The sequence below is a fragment of the Polaribacter sp. Asnod6-C07 genome, from assembly GCF_045063625.1.
In the GTDB taxonomy this organism is placed as follows: domain Bacteria; phylum Bacteroidota; class Bacteroidia; order Flavobacteriales; family Flavobacteriaceae; genus Polaribacter; species Polaribacter vadi_A.
The window spans coordinates 172,216-190,423 of the sequence record NZ_JBEFOF010000005.1; the positions used below are offsets into that span (position 1 = coordinate 172,216).

At 28.1% G+C, this 18,208-nt stretch carries 26 protein-coding genes; 19 read left to right on the forward strand and 7 right to left on the reverse strand.

Features of this window, described 5'->3' with window-relative positions:
• Positions 1–2 precede the first annotated feature (2 nt).
• The 18 genes from ACJJVK_RS00805 to ACJJVK_RS00890 all read left to right on the forward strand — a co-directional run bounded on the left by ACJJVK_RS00805 (position 3) and on the right by ACJJVK_RS00890 (position 12,783).
• On the forward strand, positions 3–1,424 hold the full coding sequence (locus tag ACJJVK_RS00805; protein WP_405562297.1) for an SDR family oxidoreductase: 1,422 nt from the start codon (positions 3–5) through the stop codon (positions 1,422–1,424).
• A 2-nt stretch (positions 1,425–1,426) separates the two neighbouring features.
• Entirely contained in the window at positions 1,427–1,567 is a 141-nt protein-coding gene (locus ACJJVK_RS00810; protein ID WP_215995839.1) for a DUF2256 domain-containing protein, read from the forward strand.
• Positions 1,537–2,847, forward strand: a complete 1,311-nt coding sequence (locus tag ACJJVK_RS00815) for a DASH family cryptochrome (RefSeq protein WP_405562299.1) — start codon at positions 1,537–1,539, stop codon at positions 2,845–2,847. Before ACJJVK_RS00810 ends, ACJJVK_RS00815 begins: the two co-directional genes overlap by 31 nt.
• Positions 2,848–4,335: a cryptochrome/photolyase family protein gene (locus ACJJVK_RS00820; RefSeq protein WP_405562300.1), complete on the forward strand. Its 1,488-nt coding sequence runs from the start codon at positions 2,848–2,850 to the stop codon at positions 4,333–4,335. It abuts the gene before it with no gap.
• Positions 4,325–5,812 (forward strand): deoxyribodipyrimidine photo-lyase/cryptochrome family protein, encoded by a 1,488-nt coding sequence (locus tag ACJJVK_RS00825; protein ID WP_405562302.1) that lies wholly within the window; start codon positions 4,325–4,327, stop codon positions 5,810–5,812. The genes ACJJVK_RS00820 and ACJJVK_RS00825 overlap by 11 nt, the downstream gene beginning before the upstream one ends.
• Positions 5,813–5,902: 90 nt before the next feature.
• Positions 5,903–6,337: a hypothetical protein gene (locus ACJJVK_RS00830; RefSeq protein WP_405562303.1), complete on the forward strand. Its 435-nt coding sequence runs from the start codon at positions 5,903–5,905 to the stop codon at positions 6,335–6,337.
• Between the two features lie 11 nt (positions 6,338–6,348).
• Entirely contained in the window at positions 6,349–6,621 is a 273-nt protein-coding gene (locus ACJJVK_RS00835; RefSeq protein ID WP_215995835.1) for a TIGR03643 family protein, read from the forward strand.
• A 60-nt stretch (positions 6,622–6,681) separates the two neighbouring features.
• Positions 6,682–7,380: a GTP cyclohydrolase I FolE gene (gene folE / locus ACJJVK_RS00840; protein WP_215995834.1), complete on the forward strand. Its 699-nt coding sequence runs from the start codon at positions 6,682–6,684 to the stop codon at positions 7,378–7,380.
• Between the two features lie 3 nt (positions 7,381–7,383).
• On the forward strand, positions 7,384–7,611 hold the full coding sequence (locus tag ACJJVK_RS00845; protein ID WP_215995833.1) for a hypothetical protein: 228 nt from the start codon (positions 7,384–7,386) through the stop codon (positions 7,609–7,611).
• 76 nt (positions 7,612–7,687) lie between these two features.
• Positions 7,688–7,903: a hypothetical protein gene (locus tag ACJJVK_RS00850; protein WP_109404891.1), complete on the forward strand. Its 216-nt coding sequence runs from the start codon at positions 7,688–7,690 to the stop codon at positions 7,901–7,903.
• Between the two features lie 5 nt (positions 7,904–7,908).
• Positions 7,909–8,592: an SDR family NAD(P)-dependent oxidoreductase gene (locus tag ACJJVK_RS00855; protein ID WP_405562304.1), complete on the forward strand. Its 684-nt coding sequence runs from the start codon at positions 7,909–7,911 to the stop codon at positions 8,590–8,592.
• A gap of 13 nt (positions 8,593–8,605) precedes the next feature.
• Positions 8,606–9,079, forward strand: coding sequence for a glutathione peroxidase (locus tag ACJJVK_RS00860; protein WP_405562305.1), 474 nt, complete (start codon positions 8,606–8,608; stop codon positions 9,077–9,079).
• Positions 9,080–9,084: 5 nt separating this feature from the next.
• The gene (locus tag ACJJVK_RS00865) at positions 9,085–9,252 is read left to right on the forward strand and encodes a Lacal_2735 family protein (protein ID WP_405562306.1); all 168 of its coding nucleotides are present in this window, start codon (positions 9,085–9,087) and stop codon (positions 9,250–9,252) included.
• Positions 9,253–9,257: 5 nt separating this feature from the next.
• Positions 9,258–9,719 (forward strand): TspO/MBR family protein, encoded by a 462-nt coding sequence (locus ACJJVK_RS00870; RefSeq protein ID WP_405562307.1) that lies wholly within the window; start codon positions 9,258–9,260, stop codon positions 9,717–9,719.
• A gap of 15 nt (positions 9,720–9,734) precedes the next feature.
• On the forward strand, positions 9,735–10,532 hold the full coding sequence (locus tag ACJJVK_RS00875) for a DUF3050 domain-containing protein (RefSeq protein ID WP_405562308.1): 798 nt from the start codon (positions 9,735–9,737) through the stop codon (positions 10,530–10,532).
• Between the two features lie 6 nt (positions 10,533–10,538).
• Positions 10,539–11,003 (forward strand): cell division inhibitor, encoded by a 465-nt coding sequence (locus tag ACJJVK_RS00880; protein ID WP_405562310.1) that lies wholly within the window; start codon positions 10,539–10,541, stop codon positions 11,001–11,003.
• A complete protein-coding gene (locus ACJJVK_RS00885; protein ID WP_405562312.1) occupies positions 11,004–12,305 on the forward strand; it encodes a cryptochrome/photolyase family protein in 1,302 nt (433 codons plus the stop codon).
• Positions 12,306–12,420: 115 nt separating this feature from the next.
• Positions 12,421–12,783 (forward strand): nuclear transport factor 2 family protein, encoded by a 363-nt coding sequence (locus ACJJVK_RS00890; RefSeq protein WP_215995824.1) that lies wholly within the window; start codon positions 12,421–12,423, stop codon positions 12,781–12,783.
• Positions 12,784–12,872: 89 nt separating this feature from the next.
• On the opposite strand, the gene ACJJVK_RS00895 is transcribed toward ACJJVK_RS00890, so the two are convergent.
• The 7 genes from ACJJVK_RS00895 to ACJJVK_RS00925 form a co-directional block, all read right to left on the reverse strand.
• Positions 12,873–13,340 carry a DUF6428 family protein gene (locus ACJJVK_RS00895; RefSeq protein WP_405562314.1) on the reverse strand — a complete coding sequence of 156 codons (468 nt, stop codon included), beginning with the start codon at positions 13,338–13,340 and terminating at the stop codon, positions 12,873–12,875.
• A gap of 20 nt (positions 13,341–13,360) precedes the next feature.
• Positions 13,361–13,687, reverse strand: a complete 327-nt coding sequence (locus ACJJVK_RS00900; protein WP_068358662.1) for a helix-turn-helix transcriptional regulator — start codon at positions 13,685–13,687, stop codon at positions 13,361–13,363.
• A gap of 59 nt (positions 13,688–13,746) precedes the next feature.
• Positions 13,747–14,664, reverse strand: a complete 918-nt coding sequence (locus ACJJVK_RS00905; RefSeq protein ID WP_405562315.1) for a hypothetical protein — start codon at positions 14,662–14,664, stop codon at positions 13,747–13,749.
• A gap of 13 nt (positions 14,665–14,677) precedes the next feature.
• Positions 14,678–15,151: a hypothetical protein gene (locus ACJJVK_RS00910; RefSeq protein WP_405562316.1), complete on the reverse strand. Its 474-nt coding sequence runs from the start codon at positions 15,149–15,151 to the stop codon at positions 14,678–14,680.
• A 45-nt stretch (positions 15,152–15,196) separates the two neighbouring features.
• Positions 15,197–16,069 (reverse strand): hypothetical protein, encoded by an 873-nt coding sequence (locus ACJJVK_RS00915; protein WP_405562317.1) that lies wholly within the window; start codon positions 16,067–16,069, stop codon positions 15,197–15,199.
• 79 nt (positions 16,070–16,148) lie between these two features.
• Complete coding sequence (locus tag ACJJVK_RS00920) at positions 16,149–16,682, reverse strand: hypothetical protein (protein ID WP_405562318.1); 534 nt, start codon at positions 16,680–16,682, stop codon at positions 16,149–16,151.
• A gap of 41 nt (positions 16,683–16,723) precedes the next feature.
• Positions 16,724–17,233 (reverse strand): RNA polymerase sigma factor, encoded by a 510-nt coding sequence (locus tag ACJJVK_RS00925; protein WP_252726890.1) that lies wholly within the window; start codon positions 17,231–17,233, stop codon positions 16,724–16,726.
• A gap of 215 nt (positions 17,234–17,448) precedes the next feature.
• Here ACJJVK_RS00925 and yaaA point away from each other — a divergent pair, with 215 nt between their 5' ends.
• Positions 17,449–18,207: a peroxide stress protein YaaA gene (yaaA, locus tag ACJJVK_RS00930; protein WP_405562320.1), complete on the forward strand. Its 759-nt coding sequence runs from the start codon at positions 17,449–17,451 to the stop codon at positions 18,205–18,207.
• The last annotated feature ends 1 nt before the right edge of the window (position 18,208 follow it).

Sequence of the window (18,208 nt, forward strand, 5' to 3'; positions counted from 1 at the left end):
TTATGAAAATTCTTGTAACAGGCGCAACTGGTTATATTGGCAAACGTTTAATTCCTTTATTATTAAACGATGGTCATACTATAGTGTGCCCTGTTAGAGATAAAAAAAGAGCAGAAAACTACTACAAAGATCAAACAAATATACATTTAGTTGAAGCTGATTTTTTAGATGCAAAATCTTTAAATCTAATTCCTAAAAACATAGATGCTGCTTATTATTTAATTCACTCTATGTCTAATTCTGCAAAAGAATTCCATGTTTTAGAAGAAAAATGTGCGTTTAATTTTAAACGATTTGCAGAATCAACATCCATAAAACAAGTAATTTATTTAAGCGGAATTACAAACGACACAAAACTTTCGAAACACTTATTATCAAGAAAAAATGTAGAAAATACATTAGCTTCTAAAAAATATGCTTTGACCACTTTTAAAGCAGGAATTATTGTGGGTTCAGGGAGTTCATCCTTCGAAATTATTAGAGATTTGGTAGAAAAACTGCCAGCAATGATTGCACCTAAATGGTTAAATACCAAAACTCAACCTTTAGCGATTAGAGATGTTTTATCATTCTTACAAAAAGCATTAGCTAAAAAAGAATTGTACAATACTTCTTACGATATTTTTGGACCAGAAATTCTAACTTACAAAGAAATGCTTTTGCAATTTGCAGCCGTTAGAAAACTAAAAAGATCAATTATAACAGTGCCTGTAATGACTGCAAAATTATCTTCTTATTGGTTGTATTTTGTAACCTCAACTTCATACAAACTAGCATCTTCTTTAGTAAACTCTATGGGTGTAGAAGTTATTGGTAAAAAAAGTAACATCAATCAAATACTTGATATTAACCCTATGTGTTACAAAGAAGCTGTACAATTGGCTTTTAATAAAATTGAGCAAAACAGCATTATTTCTAGTTGGAAAGATTCTTATGTAAGTAGTGGAAAACTTAAAAATTATGTTGATGAATTTATTAATGTTCCAAAATATGGATGTTTTAGAGATTTTAAGAAAAGAAATATAAAAGACAAAGAGCGCGCTTTAAATAGAATTTGGGCAATTGGTGGAGAAACAGGTTGGTATTATGGCACTTTTCTATGGAAAATCCGTGGTTTTTTAGATCAACTTTTTGGAGGAGCTGGTTTGCGTAGAGGAAGAAGACATCCTACAGAATTAAATGCTGGTGATGCTTTAGATTTTTGGCGCGTAATTTATGCGGATAAAGAAAAAGGCAAACTACTACTCTATGCAGAAATGATTTTACCTGGTGAAGCTTGGCTAGAATTTAAAATCGAAAAAGGAATTTTATACCAAACAGCTACTTTTAGGCCTCGTGGTTTGGCTGGCAGATTGTATTGGTACTCAGTAATGCCTTTTCATTGGTTCGTTTTTAATGGTATGATAAACAACATCAATAAATAATTTTGAAAAAAGAAAATCTTCCTTCTAAAAATTGCCCAGTCTGTAACAGACCTTTTAACTGGCGAAAAAAGTGGGAAAAGAATTGGGAAAACGTTAAATATTGCAGCGAAAAATGCAGGAGAAACAAAACACAACTGGCTTAATATGGTTTCGTAATAACTTACGAACAACAGACAATATCTCATTAAAAAAAGCAATCGATCATCATAAAAAAGTAATTGCTGTCTATTTTTTTGATCCAAAATATTTTACTGTGGATGAATTTGGTTTTCAAAAAACTGCAAAATTTAGAGCCCAATTTTTAATTGATACCATCAGCAATTTAAAAGAAAATTTAGCCAAGTTAAATATTACACTTCTCACCTATTTTGATGCTCCAGAAAATAAAATTTATTCTTTGTGTGATGAATTTTCTGTGGATACTATTTACACACAAAAAGAATGGACTAAAGAAGAAGTTGACACCACTACTAACATCAAAAATAGTTTAAAAAGTGATGTGAAATTTATTGAAGATTTTGATCAGTTTTTATATCATCCAGACACCGTTTCTAACAATTTTAGTAATATTCCTGATGTTTTTACGCAGTTTAGAAAAAAATTAGAAAAGTATGTTCGCATTAAAGAAATTGCAACTTTCCCCAAACTTCCTGAAACAAATATATTTAACAATACAACTAAAATTCCAACTTTAAAAGATTTAGGTTTTTCGGATTTTGAAATGCATCCTAAAACTGCTTTTCCTTTTTTAGGTGGAGAAACTGCAGCTTTAAAAAGATTAAATTATTATCTTTTTCAAAGTAACAAAGTTAGTTTTTATAAAAAAACAAGAAATGGTTTAGTAGGTACAGATTATTCTACAAAATTTTCTCCTTGGTTGGCAAATGGTAGTTTATCAGCCAAAATAATTTATCATCAAGTTAAAAATTACGAAGCAGAATTTGGTAAAAATCAATCTACGTATTGGGTAATTTTTGAGTTGATTTGGAGAGATTATTTCAAATTTATTTCTTTAAAATATAATGCTAAAATCTTTAAAATTGGTGGAATTTTAAACAGAAATTATCATTGGAATACTGATAAAAATATCATACAAAATTGGATTAATGGAGAAACCAAAGACGATTTTGTAAATGCAAATATGATAGAATTGCAACAAACAGGCTGGATGAGCAACAGAGGCAGACAAAATGTGGCTTCGTATTTTGCAAAAGAATTACTACAAGATTGGCGAATTGGAGCTGCTTATTTTGAGTCGATGTTATTAGATTACGATGTACACAGCAATTACGGAAATTGGATGTATGTGGCAGGAGTTGGGAATGATCCTAGAGACAGAAAATTCAACACTCAATTGCAAGCAGAACGTTATGATACCAACTATAAATTTAGAAATTTATGGTTAGAAAAAACTTTGTTTTAAATGGATATAAAAGAAATACATATCATTTTTCCACATCAGTTGTTTAAAAATACTGAGGTTTTAAATAAAGTTGACGACATTATTTTGATTGAAGAATATTTGTTTTTTAATCAATATAAATTTCATCAACAAAAAATAAGTTTTCATAGAGCTACAATGAAAGCTTATGAAAATTATTTAATTCAATTGGGCAAAAATGTACGATATATAAATGCAATTAATAATTTAAATGACGTAAGAAATATACTACCAAATTTAGAAAAAGAAGGGATTACTAAAATCCATTTGATAGATCCTACAGACAATTGGTTGCAAAAACATATCCATCAAAAAAAAGGAAATTTAGAAATTATTTGGTACAACAATCCTTTATTTATCAACACAAAAGAAGAATTATCTAGTTTTTTTAAATCCACTAAAAAGAAATATTTTCAGACTTCATTTTACAAATCCGAAAGAAAAGAAAGAGATATTTTAATGGACGGAAAAAATCCGTCAGGTGGTAAATGGACGTTTGATGATGAAAACAGAAAAAAATATCCTAAAAATAAAATTGCACCACATATAAATTTCCCAGAAGAATCTGAATATCAAAAAGAAGCTAAAGAATATGTACTCAAAAACTATAAAGAAAACTATGGGAAATTAAATGATTTTGTCGTTTATCCTATAGATTTTAAAACCTCAGAACAATGGTTACATCAATTTTTTGAAATCCGTTTTCACGAATTTGGTACTTATGAAGATGCGATTGTAAAAGAAGCACATTTTTTAAATCATAGTTTGTTATCTCCTTTAATTAATGTGGGTTTGTTACACCCAAAAGATGTTATTGAAAAAGCTATTGATTTTGCAACTAAAAATGATGTTCCTATCAATTCTACAGAAGGTTTTGTACGTCAAATTTTAGGTTGGCGAGAATTTATAAGAGGTGTTTATGAAGCCAAAGGTTCTGAAGAACGCACCAAAAATTTCTGGAAATTCTCTAGAAAAATTCCTAAATCTTTTTACAACGGAACTACTGGCATAGAACCTATTGACGATGTTATTAAAAAAGTGAATAAAACTGCGTATGCACATCATATAGAACGATTAATGATTTTAGGCAACTTTATGGTGTTGTGCGAATTTGATCCAGATGAAGTTTACCAATGGTTTATGGAACTTTTTATAGATGCTTATGATTGGGTTATGGTGCCTAATGTGTATGGAATGAGTCTGTTTGCTGATGGTGGTTTAATGAGTACAAAACCATACATAAGTAGCAGCAATTATGTAATGAAAATGAGTAATTACAAAAAAGGGAATTGGCAAAAAACATGGGATGGTTTGTTTTGGACATTTATGGACAAACACAGAGATTTCTTTTTAAGCAACCCAAGATTAGGGATGTTAATTAGAACTTTTGACAAAATGGCACAAGATAAAAAAGAATCTCATTTTAAAAATGCCGAACAATTTTTTAAACAATTAGACAATGAGCAATAGAGAAGAAATAAATATTGTTTGGTTAAAGAGAGATCTACGTTTGCAAGATAATGAAGCTATTTACAATGCTTTACAAACAAACAAAAGAGTTTTATTTTTGTATGTTTTTGAAAACTCTTTGATAAACGATGCACATTATAGCCAACGCCACTGGAATTTTATAAAACAATCGATTCAAGATCTTAATCAAGATTTAGAAAATTATAACACCAAAATTCTCTCTGTAAATTCAGAAGTTATCAATGTATTTAATCAACTGCAAACCTATTTTAAAATTGGTACTGTTTTTTCGCATCAAGAAACAGGCTTATTAATTACCTATAATCGCGATAAAGATTTTAAAAGATATTGTAGAAACAATAATATTAACTGGAAAGAAAACAATAATAATGGTGTTTTAAGAGGATTGTTAAACAGAGAAGATTGGTTCGAAAAATGGGATGATTATATGGGTGCTAATCCATTTAAAACTAATTTTAAGAACGATGATTTTATCAATATTGATGAAATTCTAGCATTAGAAAAAAGATTTATTACCACAGATTTAGAAACAGAAAAACATCCTTACTTTCAAAAAGGAGGCACAAAAATGGCTTGGAGATATGCCAATGGTTTTTTTAAAGAAAGGCACAAAAACTACATGTATCATATTTCTAAACCAGCATTGTCTAGAGAAAGTTCGAGCAGATTATCGCCTTATATTGCTTGGGGAAATGTTTCCATTCGTCAGATTTATCAAAAAACACAAGAATACATTACCGATGAAAATAAAAAACACTTAGGCGCATTTATTTCTAGATTAAGATGGCAAGCGCATTTTATTCAAAAATTTGAAATGGAACATACCATGGAAGAAGCTAGTGTAAATAAAGGCTATCATAAATTAAAGAAAAACCTTTCTGAAGCCTACCAAAAAGCTTGGAGAGAAGGCCAAACTGGTTTTCCTTTAGTAGATGCTAGCATGCGTTGTTTAGTAGAAACTGGTTATTTAAATTTTAGAATGCGTTCTATGTTAGTTTCCTTTTTTACGCATATTTTATGGCAACCTTGGCAAGCTGCTACACATCATTTATCGCAACAATTTTTAGATTTTGAACCTGGTATTCATTTTCCTCAATTGCAAATGCAAGCCGCAGAAACTGGCATTAATAATATCAGAATTTATAATCCGATTAAAAATAGTTTAGAACATGATGCTGATGCAACATTCATTAAAAAATGGGTGCCAGAATTAGCAAATTTACCTTTGGCTTTTATTCACGAACCCTATTTAATGACTCCTATGGATGAGCAATTCAATAGTTTTAAATTAGGCGAAAATTATCCTTTTCCTATTGTTGATGGAAAAACTGCAAGAAAAAAAGCAAGTGATATTCTTTTTGGAATGCGAACAAATCCTGAAGTTTTATCAGAAAATTTTAGAATTCTAAAAAAACACACATTATCAGATAGAAAAAGGATGTTAAACAGCAACTAAACTATAGTTTTTGAACAAATTATAATGCTTTGTTAATTTTTGTTTAACTATTTTTATATTTCGTTAAACATTACTATATTTGATGTGTTAATGATTTACAATACAACAAATACAAACAAAGAAGCAGTATCAATGTTTAATAATTTATTAGGCAAACCTTTTTCATTTTTACAATCTATAAAAATGAAAGGAACTGGTTCTAAAAGAATGATAATAGAAGAAGTAAGTCCTAGTTTCTTTAAATATATGAATTCAGTTTCTGATATTAATTATGGAAATATTGAGCTAAGAGAAAAAGGAATTTTATTACACATTAATAAAGGTTTGCAAAATTTTAGCTGGGCAATTCCCTTTTATCAATTACACACTTATAAAACTTCTGGTTTTAGCATTCACGCTCAAGGTAATTTTGTTCGTTTTAAAAACAATAAATTATTGAAAGAAAACAAGAAGTTTCTCGACAAAATAATTAACCTAAAAATAGAAAACGACAAAGAGTACGAATTCTATGATGTTATAAATTAATTCTATAGAGAATGAAGTTAGATGGAATAGCAATTGATAGAATTATAGAAATGGCTTGGGAAGACAGAACAACTTTTGAGGCCATACAGTTTCAATTCGGATTAAAAGAACAAGAAGTTATTAATTTAATGCGAAAAGAAATGAAACCTTCTAGTTTTAGAATGTGGAGGAAAAGAGTGCAAGGAAGAAGAACAAAACACCAAAAATTAAGAACATTCGCAAAAGGCAGATTTAAATGTTCTAGACAAAAATCAATATCTAATAACTCTATAGCAAAAAGATAAAAACAGTGCTTTGCTTTTAAGATTAGAGTACTTAAAGACAGCACATTAAAAAGACAAATAATGATTACAGAAGTAGTATTAAAAGAAAAACAAACAGACCAAAAATTAAATGGATTTTCATTCGAAGAAATTGGAGATGACCATTTATACACTGGTTTAGAAACCCCAATGAAAAGAGGTGCATTCTTACTTTCTGATGATGAAAAGAAAGAAAAAATTGAAGGTTTATTTTCTGAAATTATGGATGTAATGGGTCTTGATTTAACTGATGATTCTTTACAAGGCACTCCTAAAAGAGTTGCCAAAATGTATATAGATGAAATTTTTTCAGGATTAAATCCTGCCAACAAACCAAAAGTGGCATTGTTTGATAATAAATATCAATATAACCAAATGTTGGTAGAAAAAAACATTACGTTTTATTCTAATTGCGAGCATCATTTTGTGCCCATTATTGGTAAAGCACACGTAGCCTATATCTCATCAGGTAAAGTTATTGGTTTATCAAAATTAAATAGAATTGTACAGTATTATGCAAAAAGACCACAAGTACAAGAACGTTTAACAAATCAAATTGCTGAAGAATTAAAAAACATATTAGAAACAGAAGATGTTGCAGTTATAATAGACGCAAAACATCTATGTGTATCATCTAGAGGAATTAAAGACGATACTTCATCCACAGTAACTTCTTACTTTGGTGGTAAATTTAACAACCAAGATAAAATTCTTGAATTACAAAATACATTAAAATATTAAGTTATGGAACTTATTGACAAGGCATTAGAATTCGAAAAAAGAAAAATGAGATTTCCAACTACAAGCGACAGAATCTTAGCAGCAAGAGAAGCAAAATCTTTAATTTTAAGCTTAAACGAAGTTTATAAAAAAAGTAAAGACAAAAATATAATGGACATTATGAAACGATTAACGGCCATAAAACAAAGAATTGAAAAGCGTTTAAAAGGGAAACCACTAACAGCAGCATAATATTTTTCAGATTTTTCTTGCAGTTCTAACTTTTATAATTATATTGCCAAATTAGTTAAAAGAGAGAAACGAAAGAATGAATTTATTAGAAAGAGCTGTAGAATTTGAGAATAGAAAATTCTCATTTAAAACAACAAGTGATCGTATTTTAGCCTCTAGAGAGGTAAAAGCTTTAATATTAGAGCTTAACGAAGTTTATAAATTAGAAAAAGATCCAGAAATTATGGATCAAATGAAGCGCTTAACTGCAGTTAAACAAAAAATTGAAAAGCGCTTGAAAGGAAGACCTTAAAGCAAATGAATAAAATTTTAATTATTGGAGGAAGCAAAGGAATTGGTAATGCAATTATCAATGCTTTGGTTAATAAAAACAAAATTATTAACATTAGTAGAACTGCGCCTTTGCAGCCTCACAGTAATTTAACACACCATTCGTGTGATATTCTTACAGATGATTTACCAAATATAGATGAAATAGATTCGTTAATCTATTGTCCTGGTAGTATCAATTTAAAGCCAATTTCTAGACTTGAATTAGAAGATTTCAGAAGCGATTTTGAAATTAATGTTATTGGTGCTGTAAAGGCAATTCAACATTATTTACCTTCATTAAAAAAAGGAAGCAATCCTTCAATAGTATTATTTAGTACTGTTGCTGCAAAATTAGGGATGCCTTTTCATGCAAGTGTTGCTGCAGCAAAATCTGCTGTAGAAGGTCTTACAAAATCTTTAGGTGCAGAATTTGCACCAACGATTCGTGTAAACGCAATTGCACCCACTGTAACAGATACTGACTTAGCAGCTAAATTATTACGTAACGAACGTTTAATAGACAGCATTAAAGAACGTCATCCTCTTAAAAAAATCTTGGCTCCAAATGAAGTTGCAGATCTTGCTACTTTTTTAATTTCTGATAAAGCAAAATCTATATCTGGTCAAATTTTTGAGTTAGACTGTGGTATTGTAAGTTTTAAAATATAACAACATTACATTTATGACTGATATTTATAATATAGAGATTAATAGTCTCCAGAATAACCCTATACAATTATCAAACTTTAAAGGGAAATACATTTTATTTATAAATGTGGCTTCTAAATGCGGTTTTACACCTCAATATAAAGAATTAGAAAAACTACATCAAACCTATAAAGACAAGTTAGTTGTAATTGGTGTTCCTTGTAATCAATTTGGAAGTCAAGAACCAGGATCATCAGAAGAAATTCAAGAATTCTGCCAAGTAAATTATGGCGTATCTTTTTTAATTACTGAAAAAATTGATGTAAAAGGAATTAACCAACATCCTTTATATTCTTGGCTAACTAAAAAAAAATTTAACGATAAAAAAAGTTCTTCTGTAAAATGGAACTTTCAAAAATACTTAGTTTCTCCAGAAGGTAATTTAATTGATTATTATTTTTCAATTACAAAACCATTAAGTTCTAAAATTACAAAACATTTAAAATAGATAGAATGTTTGGATTATTTAAAAAGAAATCAGAAATAGAAAAGCTTCAAGAGAAATATAAAAAATTGATGGAAGAAGCTTATAAATTACAATCTATAAATAGAAGTGATAGCGATCAAAAATATTTAGAAGCAGATACTCTTTTAAAGAAAATAGAATCTATACAAGCATAATAAATATGAAACAATTAAAACTTACTTTTTTATTTTTAGTAATTAATTTTGGTGGTTTAGCCATTGGTAGTTTGTTAATGAATAATGGGCCAACTTCAGATTGGTACGTTAATTTAAATCAAGCTCCTTGGACACCTCCAGGTTGGGTTTTTGGTGTAGCTTGGACTTTAATTATGATTTGTTTTTCTATTTATTTAGCCAAGCTATTTACTAAAGAAAATTCTTTAAAAATGAAAATTATATTTCTTTTTCAATTTATTTTAAATGTAAGTTGGAACTATATTTTCTTTAATAAACATTTAGTATTAATTGGCTTAATTACCATTGCACTATTAACGTCTCTCTTATTTATTTATTTTTTTAAATTAAGCACCAAAGTAAATAATTATAAATATTTACTTTTACCTTATATGGTCTGGTTGTGCATTGCCACTTCTTTAAATCTTTACATTTTAGTTCATAATTAAATGACAAAAAGTAATATGAATAGCACACAAAATATTGAGAAAAACATAGCTGATTTAAGAACAAAGCTAAAGGAACATAAACTCTATAAAAACTTAAATTCTTTAGATGATATTAAGATTTTTATGGAAAACCACGTATTTGCTGTTTGGGATTTTATGTCGCTTTTAAAAAGTTTACAAAATCATTTAACAAATGTAAATATTCCTTGGACACCACCAAAAAACCCAACATTATCAAGATTTATAAACGAAATTGTTCGCGAAGAAGAAAGTGATGTAAATGAAATTGGCATACCTAAAAGTCATTTTGAAATGTATATGGATGCCATGTATCAAATTGGTGCAAAAACTAATAAGATAGATACATTTATAGACTTAATTTCTGAAGGTAATGAATTAAATTATGCTTTTAGTGAAACACAGTTAAACCAAAAAGTTGTAGATTTTTTAAAATTTACATTTTCTATTATTAATACTAAAGAACCACATTTAATAGCAGCAGCTTTTACTTTTGGTAGAGAAGATATTATACCAGATATGTTTATAGAAATTCTACAAAATGCTGATGCAGATAATAAATTATACTACAAATTAAAGTATTATTTAAAAAGACATATAGAACTTGATGGAGATGAACATGGGCCACTTTCTCTAAAAATGGTTGCAGAACTTTGTGGTAATGATGATGAAAAATGGAAAAATGCAAATATCGTAGCAAGAAAAGCATTGTTAAAAAGAATTGAACTTTGGGACGGAATTAACGATTTAATAAAAAATAAAGAATCAAATAATACCAAACCCATTTTAAAATAAACAACCTTGAAAATCTACACTTTACATAAGAAACAAAATTTACCAATTTCTTTAGAAAAAGCTTGGGAATTTTTATCTAGCCCAAAAAATCTAAAAACAATTACACCAGATTACATGAGTTTTGATATTATTTCTGATATAGATAAACCTATGTATCCAGGGCAAATTATTCAATATATTGTTACTCCAATTCTTGGTATTAAAACAAAATGGGTTACCGAAATTACACACGTTAAAGAATTAGAATATTTTGTTGATGAACAGCGTTTTGGACCTTATGCTTTATGGCATCACAAACATTTTATAAAAAAAATTGATGGTGGTGTAGAAATGGAAGATATTATAGATTACAAAATACCTATGGGTATTTTAGGCCAAATAGTACATCCTTTTTTGGTAAAACCAAAATTGGAGGAAATATTTGCTTACAGACAAAAAAAATTACATGAACTTTTTGGGGAATATAAATAAATGAAATCAGCAATTAACATTTTTTGGTTTAGAAGAGATTTACGTTTAAATGATAACTGCGGATTATATCACGCATTAAAATCAAGTGAAAACGTTTTACCTATTTTTATTTTTGATGATGATATTTTATCAAAATTACCAAAAGATGATGCTCGTGTTACTTTTATTCATCAAGAGTTAGAGAGCATAAATAATCAATTAAAAAAAGTTGGAAGTTCTTTGGCTGTTTTTCACGGAAAACCGAAAGACATTTATCAAAAATTATCAGAAAAATATAATCTTGATACTGTTTTTACAAACCACGATTATGAACCTTATGCTAAAACTAGAGATTTAGAAATTAAAGATTTTTTAGCATCAAAAGAAATTGATTTTAAAACTTATAAAGATCAAGTAATTTTTGAAAGAAATGAAATTGTAAAGCAAGATGGAACAGCTTATAAAGTTTACACACCTTACTCAAAAAAATGGTTAGAAGCTTTTCAATTTAAAGGACTTCAATTTTATCCATCAGAAGAAAATTTAGGTAATTTTATCAAAAAAGAAAATAATACTTTTTTAAGTTTATCTGATATTGGTTTTACAAAATCTAAAATAAAAGTTGCTTCTTATAAAGTTTCTTCAAAATTAATTGATGATTATGAAGAAACTAGAAATTTTCCAGCAAAAGATGCAACATCAAAATTAGGTACACATTTACGATTTGGTACTGTTAGTATCAGAAAAATGGTAGAAAAGGCTCAAAAAAGTAATAATATTACTTTTTTAAAAGAATTAATTTGGCGAGAATTTTTTATGCAAATTCTATGGCATTTTCCACATACTGTAAACGCTAGTTTTAAACCCAAATACGATAGAATTGTTTGGAGAAATAACGAAGCCGAATTTAATGCTTGGTGTAAAGGACAAACTGGTTATCCTTTAGTTGATGCTGGTATGCGTGAACTAAACCAAACTGGTTTTATGCACAATAGAGTGCGTATGTTAGTGGGTAGTTTTTTGTGCAAACATTTACTAATTGATTGGAAATGGGGTGAAGCTTATTTTGCAGAAAAATTACACGATTATGAAATGGCAAGCAATGTTGGTAATTGGCAATGGGTGGCTGGTTCTGGAGTAGATGCATCACCATATTTTAGAATATTTAATCCTACAACTCAAATTAAAAAGTTTGACAAAGATTTACAATATATAAAAAAATGGGTGCCAGAATTTGAAGAATTAACCTACGCCAAAGTAATTGTAGAACATAAAGCTGCTAGAGAACGTTGTCTAAAAATTTATAAAGAAGCAGTCTCTTAATAAACTTGTGTTCTTAAAAATTGTGATTTTTTTTAAATCAATAAAACTAACAATTATTTAATATTTTGTATTTCAATTTTTTATAACTTTAAGCAATTACTAAAAACTTAAAATTATGAATACATTAGAAGTAGCTACAAAATGGAAACAAATGTGCCTTGAAGGTAAAAATATTGAATGCATAGAAGAACTTTATGCAGATAATATTGTTAGTAAAGAAATGCCAGGAGTACCTTATGGAGAAGTGCTTACAGGTAAAACAGAAGTTCTAGAAAAAAGTAAACAATGGTTAGATGATGTTATTGAATTTCATAGTAATGAAATTTCTGAACCTTTAATTGCTGGTAAACATTTTTCTAGTAAAATGGCTTTTGATGTAACATTTAAAAGTAGAGGAAGGCAACAAATGGAAGAAGTTTGCGTTTTTAGTGTAGAAGATGGCAAAATTGCAACTGAGCAATTTTTCTATTCGATGTAAAATTTATTATTCTTGACTTAAAAAGCTTCAATTTCTTGAAGCTTTTTTTATTTTTTCTACGCTAAATTAAATTAGAATTTACTTTCTTTTTAACAACAACCAGAACTTGGGTTACAGCAAGAACTCTCTACTTCTGCTATTTTTACTTTTGGTTTTGCTTCTGGAATTCCACAGGCATCTAATGCCAAACAAGCAGTAATTTTTGAGGTTAATAAAAAGTTTTTACCATCAAAATCTAAATTGTATTTACCAATTGTTTCTTTACCTTGATATTCTACTTCAATTTCTAAATCATCAAAATTAAAAATACGTTCAGACAATTCTATAATTTTAACTAATTTCTCTGGATGCAATCTGTGATCGTAATCATTTTCTTCCCAAAGTTGAAAATTGATAACAGTTTCGCTTCTTACTTTACCTCCACAATCTATAAAATCTCTTGTTATTCTACCTACTTCTGTTACGTGAAAATGTGCAGGAACTAACTCTCCATTTGGTAATTGAAAACCAATAGTTTCTAATTTATTTAGGTGGTTTTTAATTTCTGATAACTTCATATTTTGTCTTTTTAAAATTTTTAACAACAACTTTCAGTAGGATTTTTACTTAAAAATTTACTCAATTTATTATTTATTTCTTTCCAATTTTCATCATCTATACAATAACAAACACTGGTACCTTCTATAGTTCCTTTTAAAATTCCTACTTTTTTTAATTCTTTTAAATGCTGAGAAATAGTGGGTTGCGCTAAACCAATTTCTTTTACTAAATCTCCACAAACACAAGATTTTAATTTGATGATATAATCTAAAATTGCAATTCTTGCTGGGTGACCTAATACCTTTGCAATAGCTGCAATTTCATTTTGCTCGTCTGTAAATATTTCTGATTTAGTTAAACCCATATTAATATATTTATTTATTGCAATATTACGATTAAGTGGTTAAATAAAAAAGTAAATCTCTATTTTTTATTTAAATCAAACATATAACCTACAGAAAGGTTAAAGAAACTTGTTATGTTTACATCAGGTTCGTTTGCAAGGGCATTTGGTAAATTTAAATTGTAACCTAACTCAAAATCCCAAGAATTGGTAGAAAGTGACACAGGAAATGAAATTTGAGTATTTAATAAATCGAACACATTTTGGGTATATTTATATGTTTTATATCCTGAAGCTGTTAGTCTTCTAACATCAAAAGTAATACTCTGATTTGCTATTACAAAACTAATGTTTGGTCTTAACCTTAAAGCAAAATTTGGTTTTCTTTTTAAGTTGATGTTGGCATAAGTATTAGATACTATTTGATAAGATTGGTCTGTACCAAATATATAAGAAACTGCTAATGTACTACCTATAGTGCGTTTTATATTTCTGATGCCTAAACTTACATCCAAAGAATTTGTAAAAACATCATAATCATCAGAATACAAAAAACGGGTGTATCCCAGATTATAAGTGATATTTTCTGTAACTCCTAAAGTATTAAAATAACCTACTGAAAGGCTGGTAAAATCCCAACTTGGGGCAAAATTTTGATAATAAATACCAGAAATACTGGCATTAAAACCAGAAGAATGATAATAAGAAACTTGAGGAATTATATTATACTGATCTGTGCCAGAATCTCTACCAGAAAAATAGGTATTGCTGTTGTAAGAAAGGGATGTATATAAAAAATTATAAGAAAAATCGCTCTCTAATAATTCGTCTAAAAATTGTTGATCATTAAAAAAAAGTTCATCAATTAAACCATCTAAATCTTCTAAATTATCCAAATTTTTATCTTGTGCATAAGAACAAAAAGAGGTTGCCATTGAAAACAATAGCAACCCTAAAACCTGTAAAGTTGTTTTTAATCCTTTATATAGATACACCATAAATAGTTAAAAGCTAATCTTCTTTATTTCTAACTTTTTTATCTTTTTCGTTATTTATCCTTGGTCCACTTTTCAACTCTCCTCTATCTTTAGAGTTTCTGATTTTGTCAATTCGTTCTTTAAGCATTTTCCTTTGCTCACTAGTTAAAGTCTTACTAAAACTTTCTCTAGTTTTTCTTAAACGAACCTGTTGACTCTGAACCATACTTTTTTGATCTGCAGAAAATGTAGCTACCAAACGTTGTTTCATTTCAGTTTTAGAAATGGTTCTATCTTTTAAAATAGCCAATTGCTCTGTGGTTAAAGATGCTTTAAAAGCTTCGCGATTTGTTTTCATAACCTCTCTTTCTTTCTGTAACAAATCAATTTGCTTTTGGGTAAGCTCTTTTTTAATCAAATTATAATTAGAATCTTGAGCAAAAAGTCTTGTATTAAATAGCATCAAACCTAAAAAGCTAACTGTTAATATGATGTTTTTTAATTTCATTTTTTTATTTTACACTGCAAAAAATCTAAAGTACAAATTTACAAATTAAATTGAACAACTGTCTTTAGCAGCTTCATAAGCTGTTTCATCTGCAATAGTTTCTATTGTACCATCTTTATATTCAATATCTAATGGAAAAATTTTAGTTGGTTTTACAGTAAAATCTGGATTTGCTTTTTTCCATTCTCTTATCAATTTATAATCTGCTCTTTCTGTTACTTCAATCACTGTTCCATCTTCCATTGTAAAACTTACTGGCAATACCAATTTAAAACATTTTCTTTTGTCTTTACCACTTTTACAAGAAGATCTTACAATTGCTAACTCATCACTATCTAATAAAGTTTGCACAGTATCATCTTCTAAAGTAACATCTACAGGATAAACTAATTCTGGTCTTTCTGTAGCATCTGGGTTTGCTGCATACCAATCTTTCTTTAAACTCCAATCGTCTGCACTATTTAAAGTAATAGAAGAATCGTCTGGCATTATTAAATCTATAGGATAAACAAACTCAAAACATTTACTTCTACTTCTTCCTCTTTTAGAACTTGTGCTATTTAATTGACGACCTTGTATAGAAAAGAAAACATCTGTTTTTGTATCTTCATAAGAAAGATTATCAGAAACTAAAGCAACTTGATATCCTAATTCTGTAGCCAATTGAACAGTTTCTACAAAACTATCTGCTAAATCTCCATTTAATGCTGATGATGTTGCTGATGGTAAACTTGCTTCTACTATTGTTGTTTTGTCTGCACTTTCTATTTGTTCAATTAATTCTTCATCGTCAGTAACTTCTACACTTGTAGTATCTGAACAAGATGTAAATAATAATGCTGATAAAATTAAAGCAGATATTGTAAAAAATAAAATGCTAGATTTTAAAATGCTTTCTTTAGAAATTGTGGTCTTCATGATTTTTGTTTTTAATTAATTTTGATTCAATTACTTAGAACTACAATTTTTAAAATAGTTTGAAAATTTTTTATTTTTTTTATAAAATAATGGTTTCTAGCAACTCATCATCTATATAATTATCTAATAATGAGTCTTCTACAATAAGTGAATTTAAAATTAAGTTATCAATTTTTTGTTCAGTAAGCTCTGCCTTTACCACAACTTCATTAAATAATGTAGCTTCTGCAAAAGCATCTATTTCTAAATCTTCTATTAGTAAAGAGTTGATTAAAACGTCATCAGAAAAAGTAAATTCTTCAAAATTAGTTTCAATTTCTAAATTTGAATTGTTACTATTTTGTAGCCAAACTGTAAGACTTAATATAAAAACTAAAGTTGCTGCTGCAATATATTTAAACTGTGGTTGTAGATAAAAAACATTTTGTTTTTTTGAATCCTCTTCTACTCTAGCTTCCTCTTTAATTTTATCTAAAATTGACAATTTAGATTGTGCAAAATAATCTTTAGGAATAGTTGTGCCTAAATATTCTTTATGATGTGTAGAAACATCACCTTTTAAACCTTCTTTTAAAAAGTTTTGATTCTTATTATTTTCTGTTGACTTTTCCATATTATAATTCTTAGACCTTTCTAATTTTATTTAGTTTATAATTATAAAAATATTTTTTGTTCAATAATTTTAACGGCTGCATAATAGGTCGATTTTAATGTACTTTCAGAAACGTCTAAAACTTCAGAAATTTGCCTAAAACTTAAATCATCAAAATATTTCATTTGAAAAACACGTTTTTGTTTCTCTTTAAATCCGTCTATAATTGTATTTAATTTTTTCTGAATTTCATCACCATCAAAATACTCATCTTCAAATAAAACTTGTAAACTAGTATCAGAAACCGTTTCTATATTTTGATAACTTCTTTTTTTATTTTTATCTAAAAAACGGATAGATTCATTATACGCAATTCTATACATCCAAGTATGTAAACTACTCTTTTCTTTAAAATTAGCAATACTTTTATAAATTCTGATAAAGGTGTTCTGCAACACATCATCTGCATTTTCATGCGTACCCACAATTTTTCTTATATGCCAATACAAACGTTCTTGATAGACGTTAAGCAACTCACTAAAAGCTTTATCTTTTAGTGCAGGATTCTTCAACTTTTTTACAAGCTCAGCGTCTTTACTCAAGTTATTTTTGGTTGATTACTATTCTTTAGACCTAAGATAAATGAAATAGTTTGATTTTAGAGTCAGAAAAAGGCAAACCCATTAAATCTGATAAATTTTTTAAATAGTTTTATCAATATAAATTGATGTGTTTCTTTGAGAAGTTTTAGAAACCTTAGTATTTTTACATTAGAAAATTATAACAAATGAAAATCATTATATCTCCAGCAAAATCTTTAAATTTCGAAAGTAAAGTACCAACAAGTTTACATACACAACCACGTTTTTTAGAGCAATCTATAAAACTAAATAAAAAACTTAAAACGCTCTCTAAAAACAAGTTATCAGATTTAATGTCAATTTCAAAAGATTTGTCAGCATTAAATTATGATAGAAATCAAAATTGGACAACACCATTTAATCCAGATAACTCAAAACAAGCAATTTATGCATTTACTGGTGCTGTTTTTCAAGGTATTGATGTAAACTCTTTAGCTGAAGAAAAATTGCCTTTACTGCAAGATAGATTACGTATTTTATCGGGTTTATATGGTTTATTAAAACCTTTAGATTTAATACAGCCTTACAGATTAGAAATGGGCACAAAATTAAAAGTTGGCAGAAATGATAATTTATATAAATTTTGGGATGATACTTTGGCTAAATCTTTAAATGATGAATTAGGAGATGATGAATTACTCATTAATTTAGCAAGTGCAGAATATTTTAAAGCTTTGCCTAAAAAGATTTTAAAAACACCAATGATTACACCTGTTTTTAAAGATTTTAAAAACGGACAATATAAAACCATAATGACATATGCTAAAATTGCTCGTGGTTTAATGGTTCGTTACATAATAGAAAACAACGTTAAAACTATAGAAGATTTAAAAGGTTTTAATGTTGATAAATATCGTTTTTCTGAAGAAATGTCTAATGATACAGAATTGGTTTTTACTAGATAAT

What these genes read in the sequence shown, in the direction of transcription:
- ACJJVK_RS00920 (WP_405562318.1), bottom strand. Translation starts at nt 16,682, where the DNA reads ATGGAAAAGTCAACAGAAAATAATAAGAATCAAAACTTTTTAAAAGAA.
- ACJJVK_RS00870 (WP_405562307.1), top strand. Translation starts at nt 9,258, where the DNA reads ATGAAACAATTAAAACTTACTTTTTTATTTTTAGTAATTAATTTTGGT.
- ACJJVK_RS00860 (WP_405562305.1), top strand. Translation starts at nt 8,606, where the DNA reads ATGACTGATATTTATAATATAGAGATTAATAGTCTCCAGAATAACCCT.
- ACJJVK_RS00865 (WP_405562306.1), top strand. Translation starts at nt 9,085, where the DNA reads ATGTTTGGATTATTTAAAAAGAAATCAGAAATAGAAAAGCTTCAAGAG.
- ACJJVK_RS00905 (WP_405562315.1), bottom strand. Translation starts at nt 14,664, where the DNA reads ATGGTGTATCTATATAAAGGATTAAAAACAACTTTACAGGTTTTAGGG.
- ACJJVK_RS00815 (WP_405562299.1), top strand. Translation starts at nt 1,537, where the DNA reads ATGCAGGAGAAACAAAACACAACTGGCTTAATATGGTTTCGTAATAAC.
- ACJJVK_RS00915 (WP_405562317.1), bottom strand. Translation starts at nt 16,069, where the DNA reads ATGAAGACCACAATTTCTAAAGAAAGCATTTTAAAATCTAGCATTTTA.
- ACJJVK_RS00835 (WP_215995835.1), top strand. Translation starts at nt 6,349, where the DNA reads ATGAAGTTAGATGGAATAGCAATTGATAGAATTATAGAAATGGCTTGG.
- ACJJVK_RS00890 (WP_215995824.1), top strand. Translation starts at nt 12,421, where the DNA reads ATGAATACATTAGAAGTAGCTACAAAATGGAAACAAATGTGCCTTGAA.
- yaaA (WP_405562320.1), top strand. Translation starts at nt 17,449, where the DNA reads ATGAAAATCATTATATCTCCAGCAAAATCTTTAAATTTCGAAAGTAAA.
- ACJJVK_RS00895 (WP_405562314.1), bottom strand. Translation starts at nt 13,340, where the DNA reads ATGAAGTTATCAGAAATTAAAAACCACCTAAATAAATTAGAAACTATT.
- ACJJVK_RS00805 (WP_405562297.1), top strand. Translation starts at nt 3, where the DNA reads ATGAAAATTCTTGTAACAGGCGCAACTGGTTATATTGGCAAACGTTTA.
- ACJJVK_RS00900 (WP_068358662.1), bottom strand. Translation starts at nt 13,687, where the DNA reads ATGGGTTTAACTAAATCAGAAATATTTACAGACGAGCAAAATGAAATT.
- ACJJVK_RS00820 (WP_405562300.1), top strand. Translation starts at nt 2,848, where the DNA reads ATGGATATAAAAGAAATACATATCATTTTTCCACATCAGTTGTTTAAA.
- ACJJVK_RS00845 (WP_215995833.1), top strand. Translation starts at nt 7,384, where the DNA reads ATGGAACTTATTGACAAGGCATTAGAATTCGAAAAAAGAAAAATGAGA.
- ACJJVK_RS00910 (WP_405562316.1), bottom strand. Translation starts at nt 15,151, where the DNA reads ATGAAATTAAAAAACATCATATTAACAGTTAGCTTTTTAGGTTTGATG.
- ACJJVK_RS00855 (WP_405562304.1), top strand. Translation starts at nt 7,909, where the DNA reads ATGAATAAAATTTTAATTATTGGAGGAAGCAAAGGAATTGGTAATGCA.
- folE (WP_215995834.1), top strand. Translation starts at nt 6,682, where the DNA reads ATGATTACAGAAGTAGTATTAAAAGAAAAACAAACAGACCAAAAATTA.
- ACJJVK_RS00830 (WP_405562303.1), top strand. Translation starts at nt 5,903, where the DNA reads ATGATTTACAATACAACAAATACAAACAAAGAAGCAGTATCAATGTTT.
- ACJJVK_RS00850 (WP_109404891.1), top strand. Translation starts at nt 7,688, where the DNA reads ATGAATTTATTAGAAAGAGCTGTAGAATTTGAGAATAGAAAATTCTCA.
- ACJJVK_RS00885 (WP_405562312.1), top strand. Translation starts at nt 11,004, where the DNA reads ATGAAATCAGCAATTAACATTTTTTGGTTTAGAAGAGATTTACGTTTA.
- ACJJVK_RS00825 (WP_405562302.1), top strand. Translation starts at nt 4,325, where the DNA reads ATGAGCAATAGAGAAGAAATAAATATTGTTTGGTTAAAGAGAGATCTA.
- ACJJVK_RS00875 (WP_405562308.1), top strand. Translation starts at nt 9,735, where the DNA reads ATGAATAGCACACAAAATATTGAGAAAAACATAGCTGATTTAAGAACA.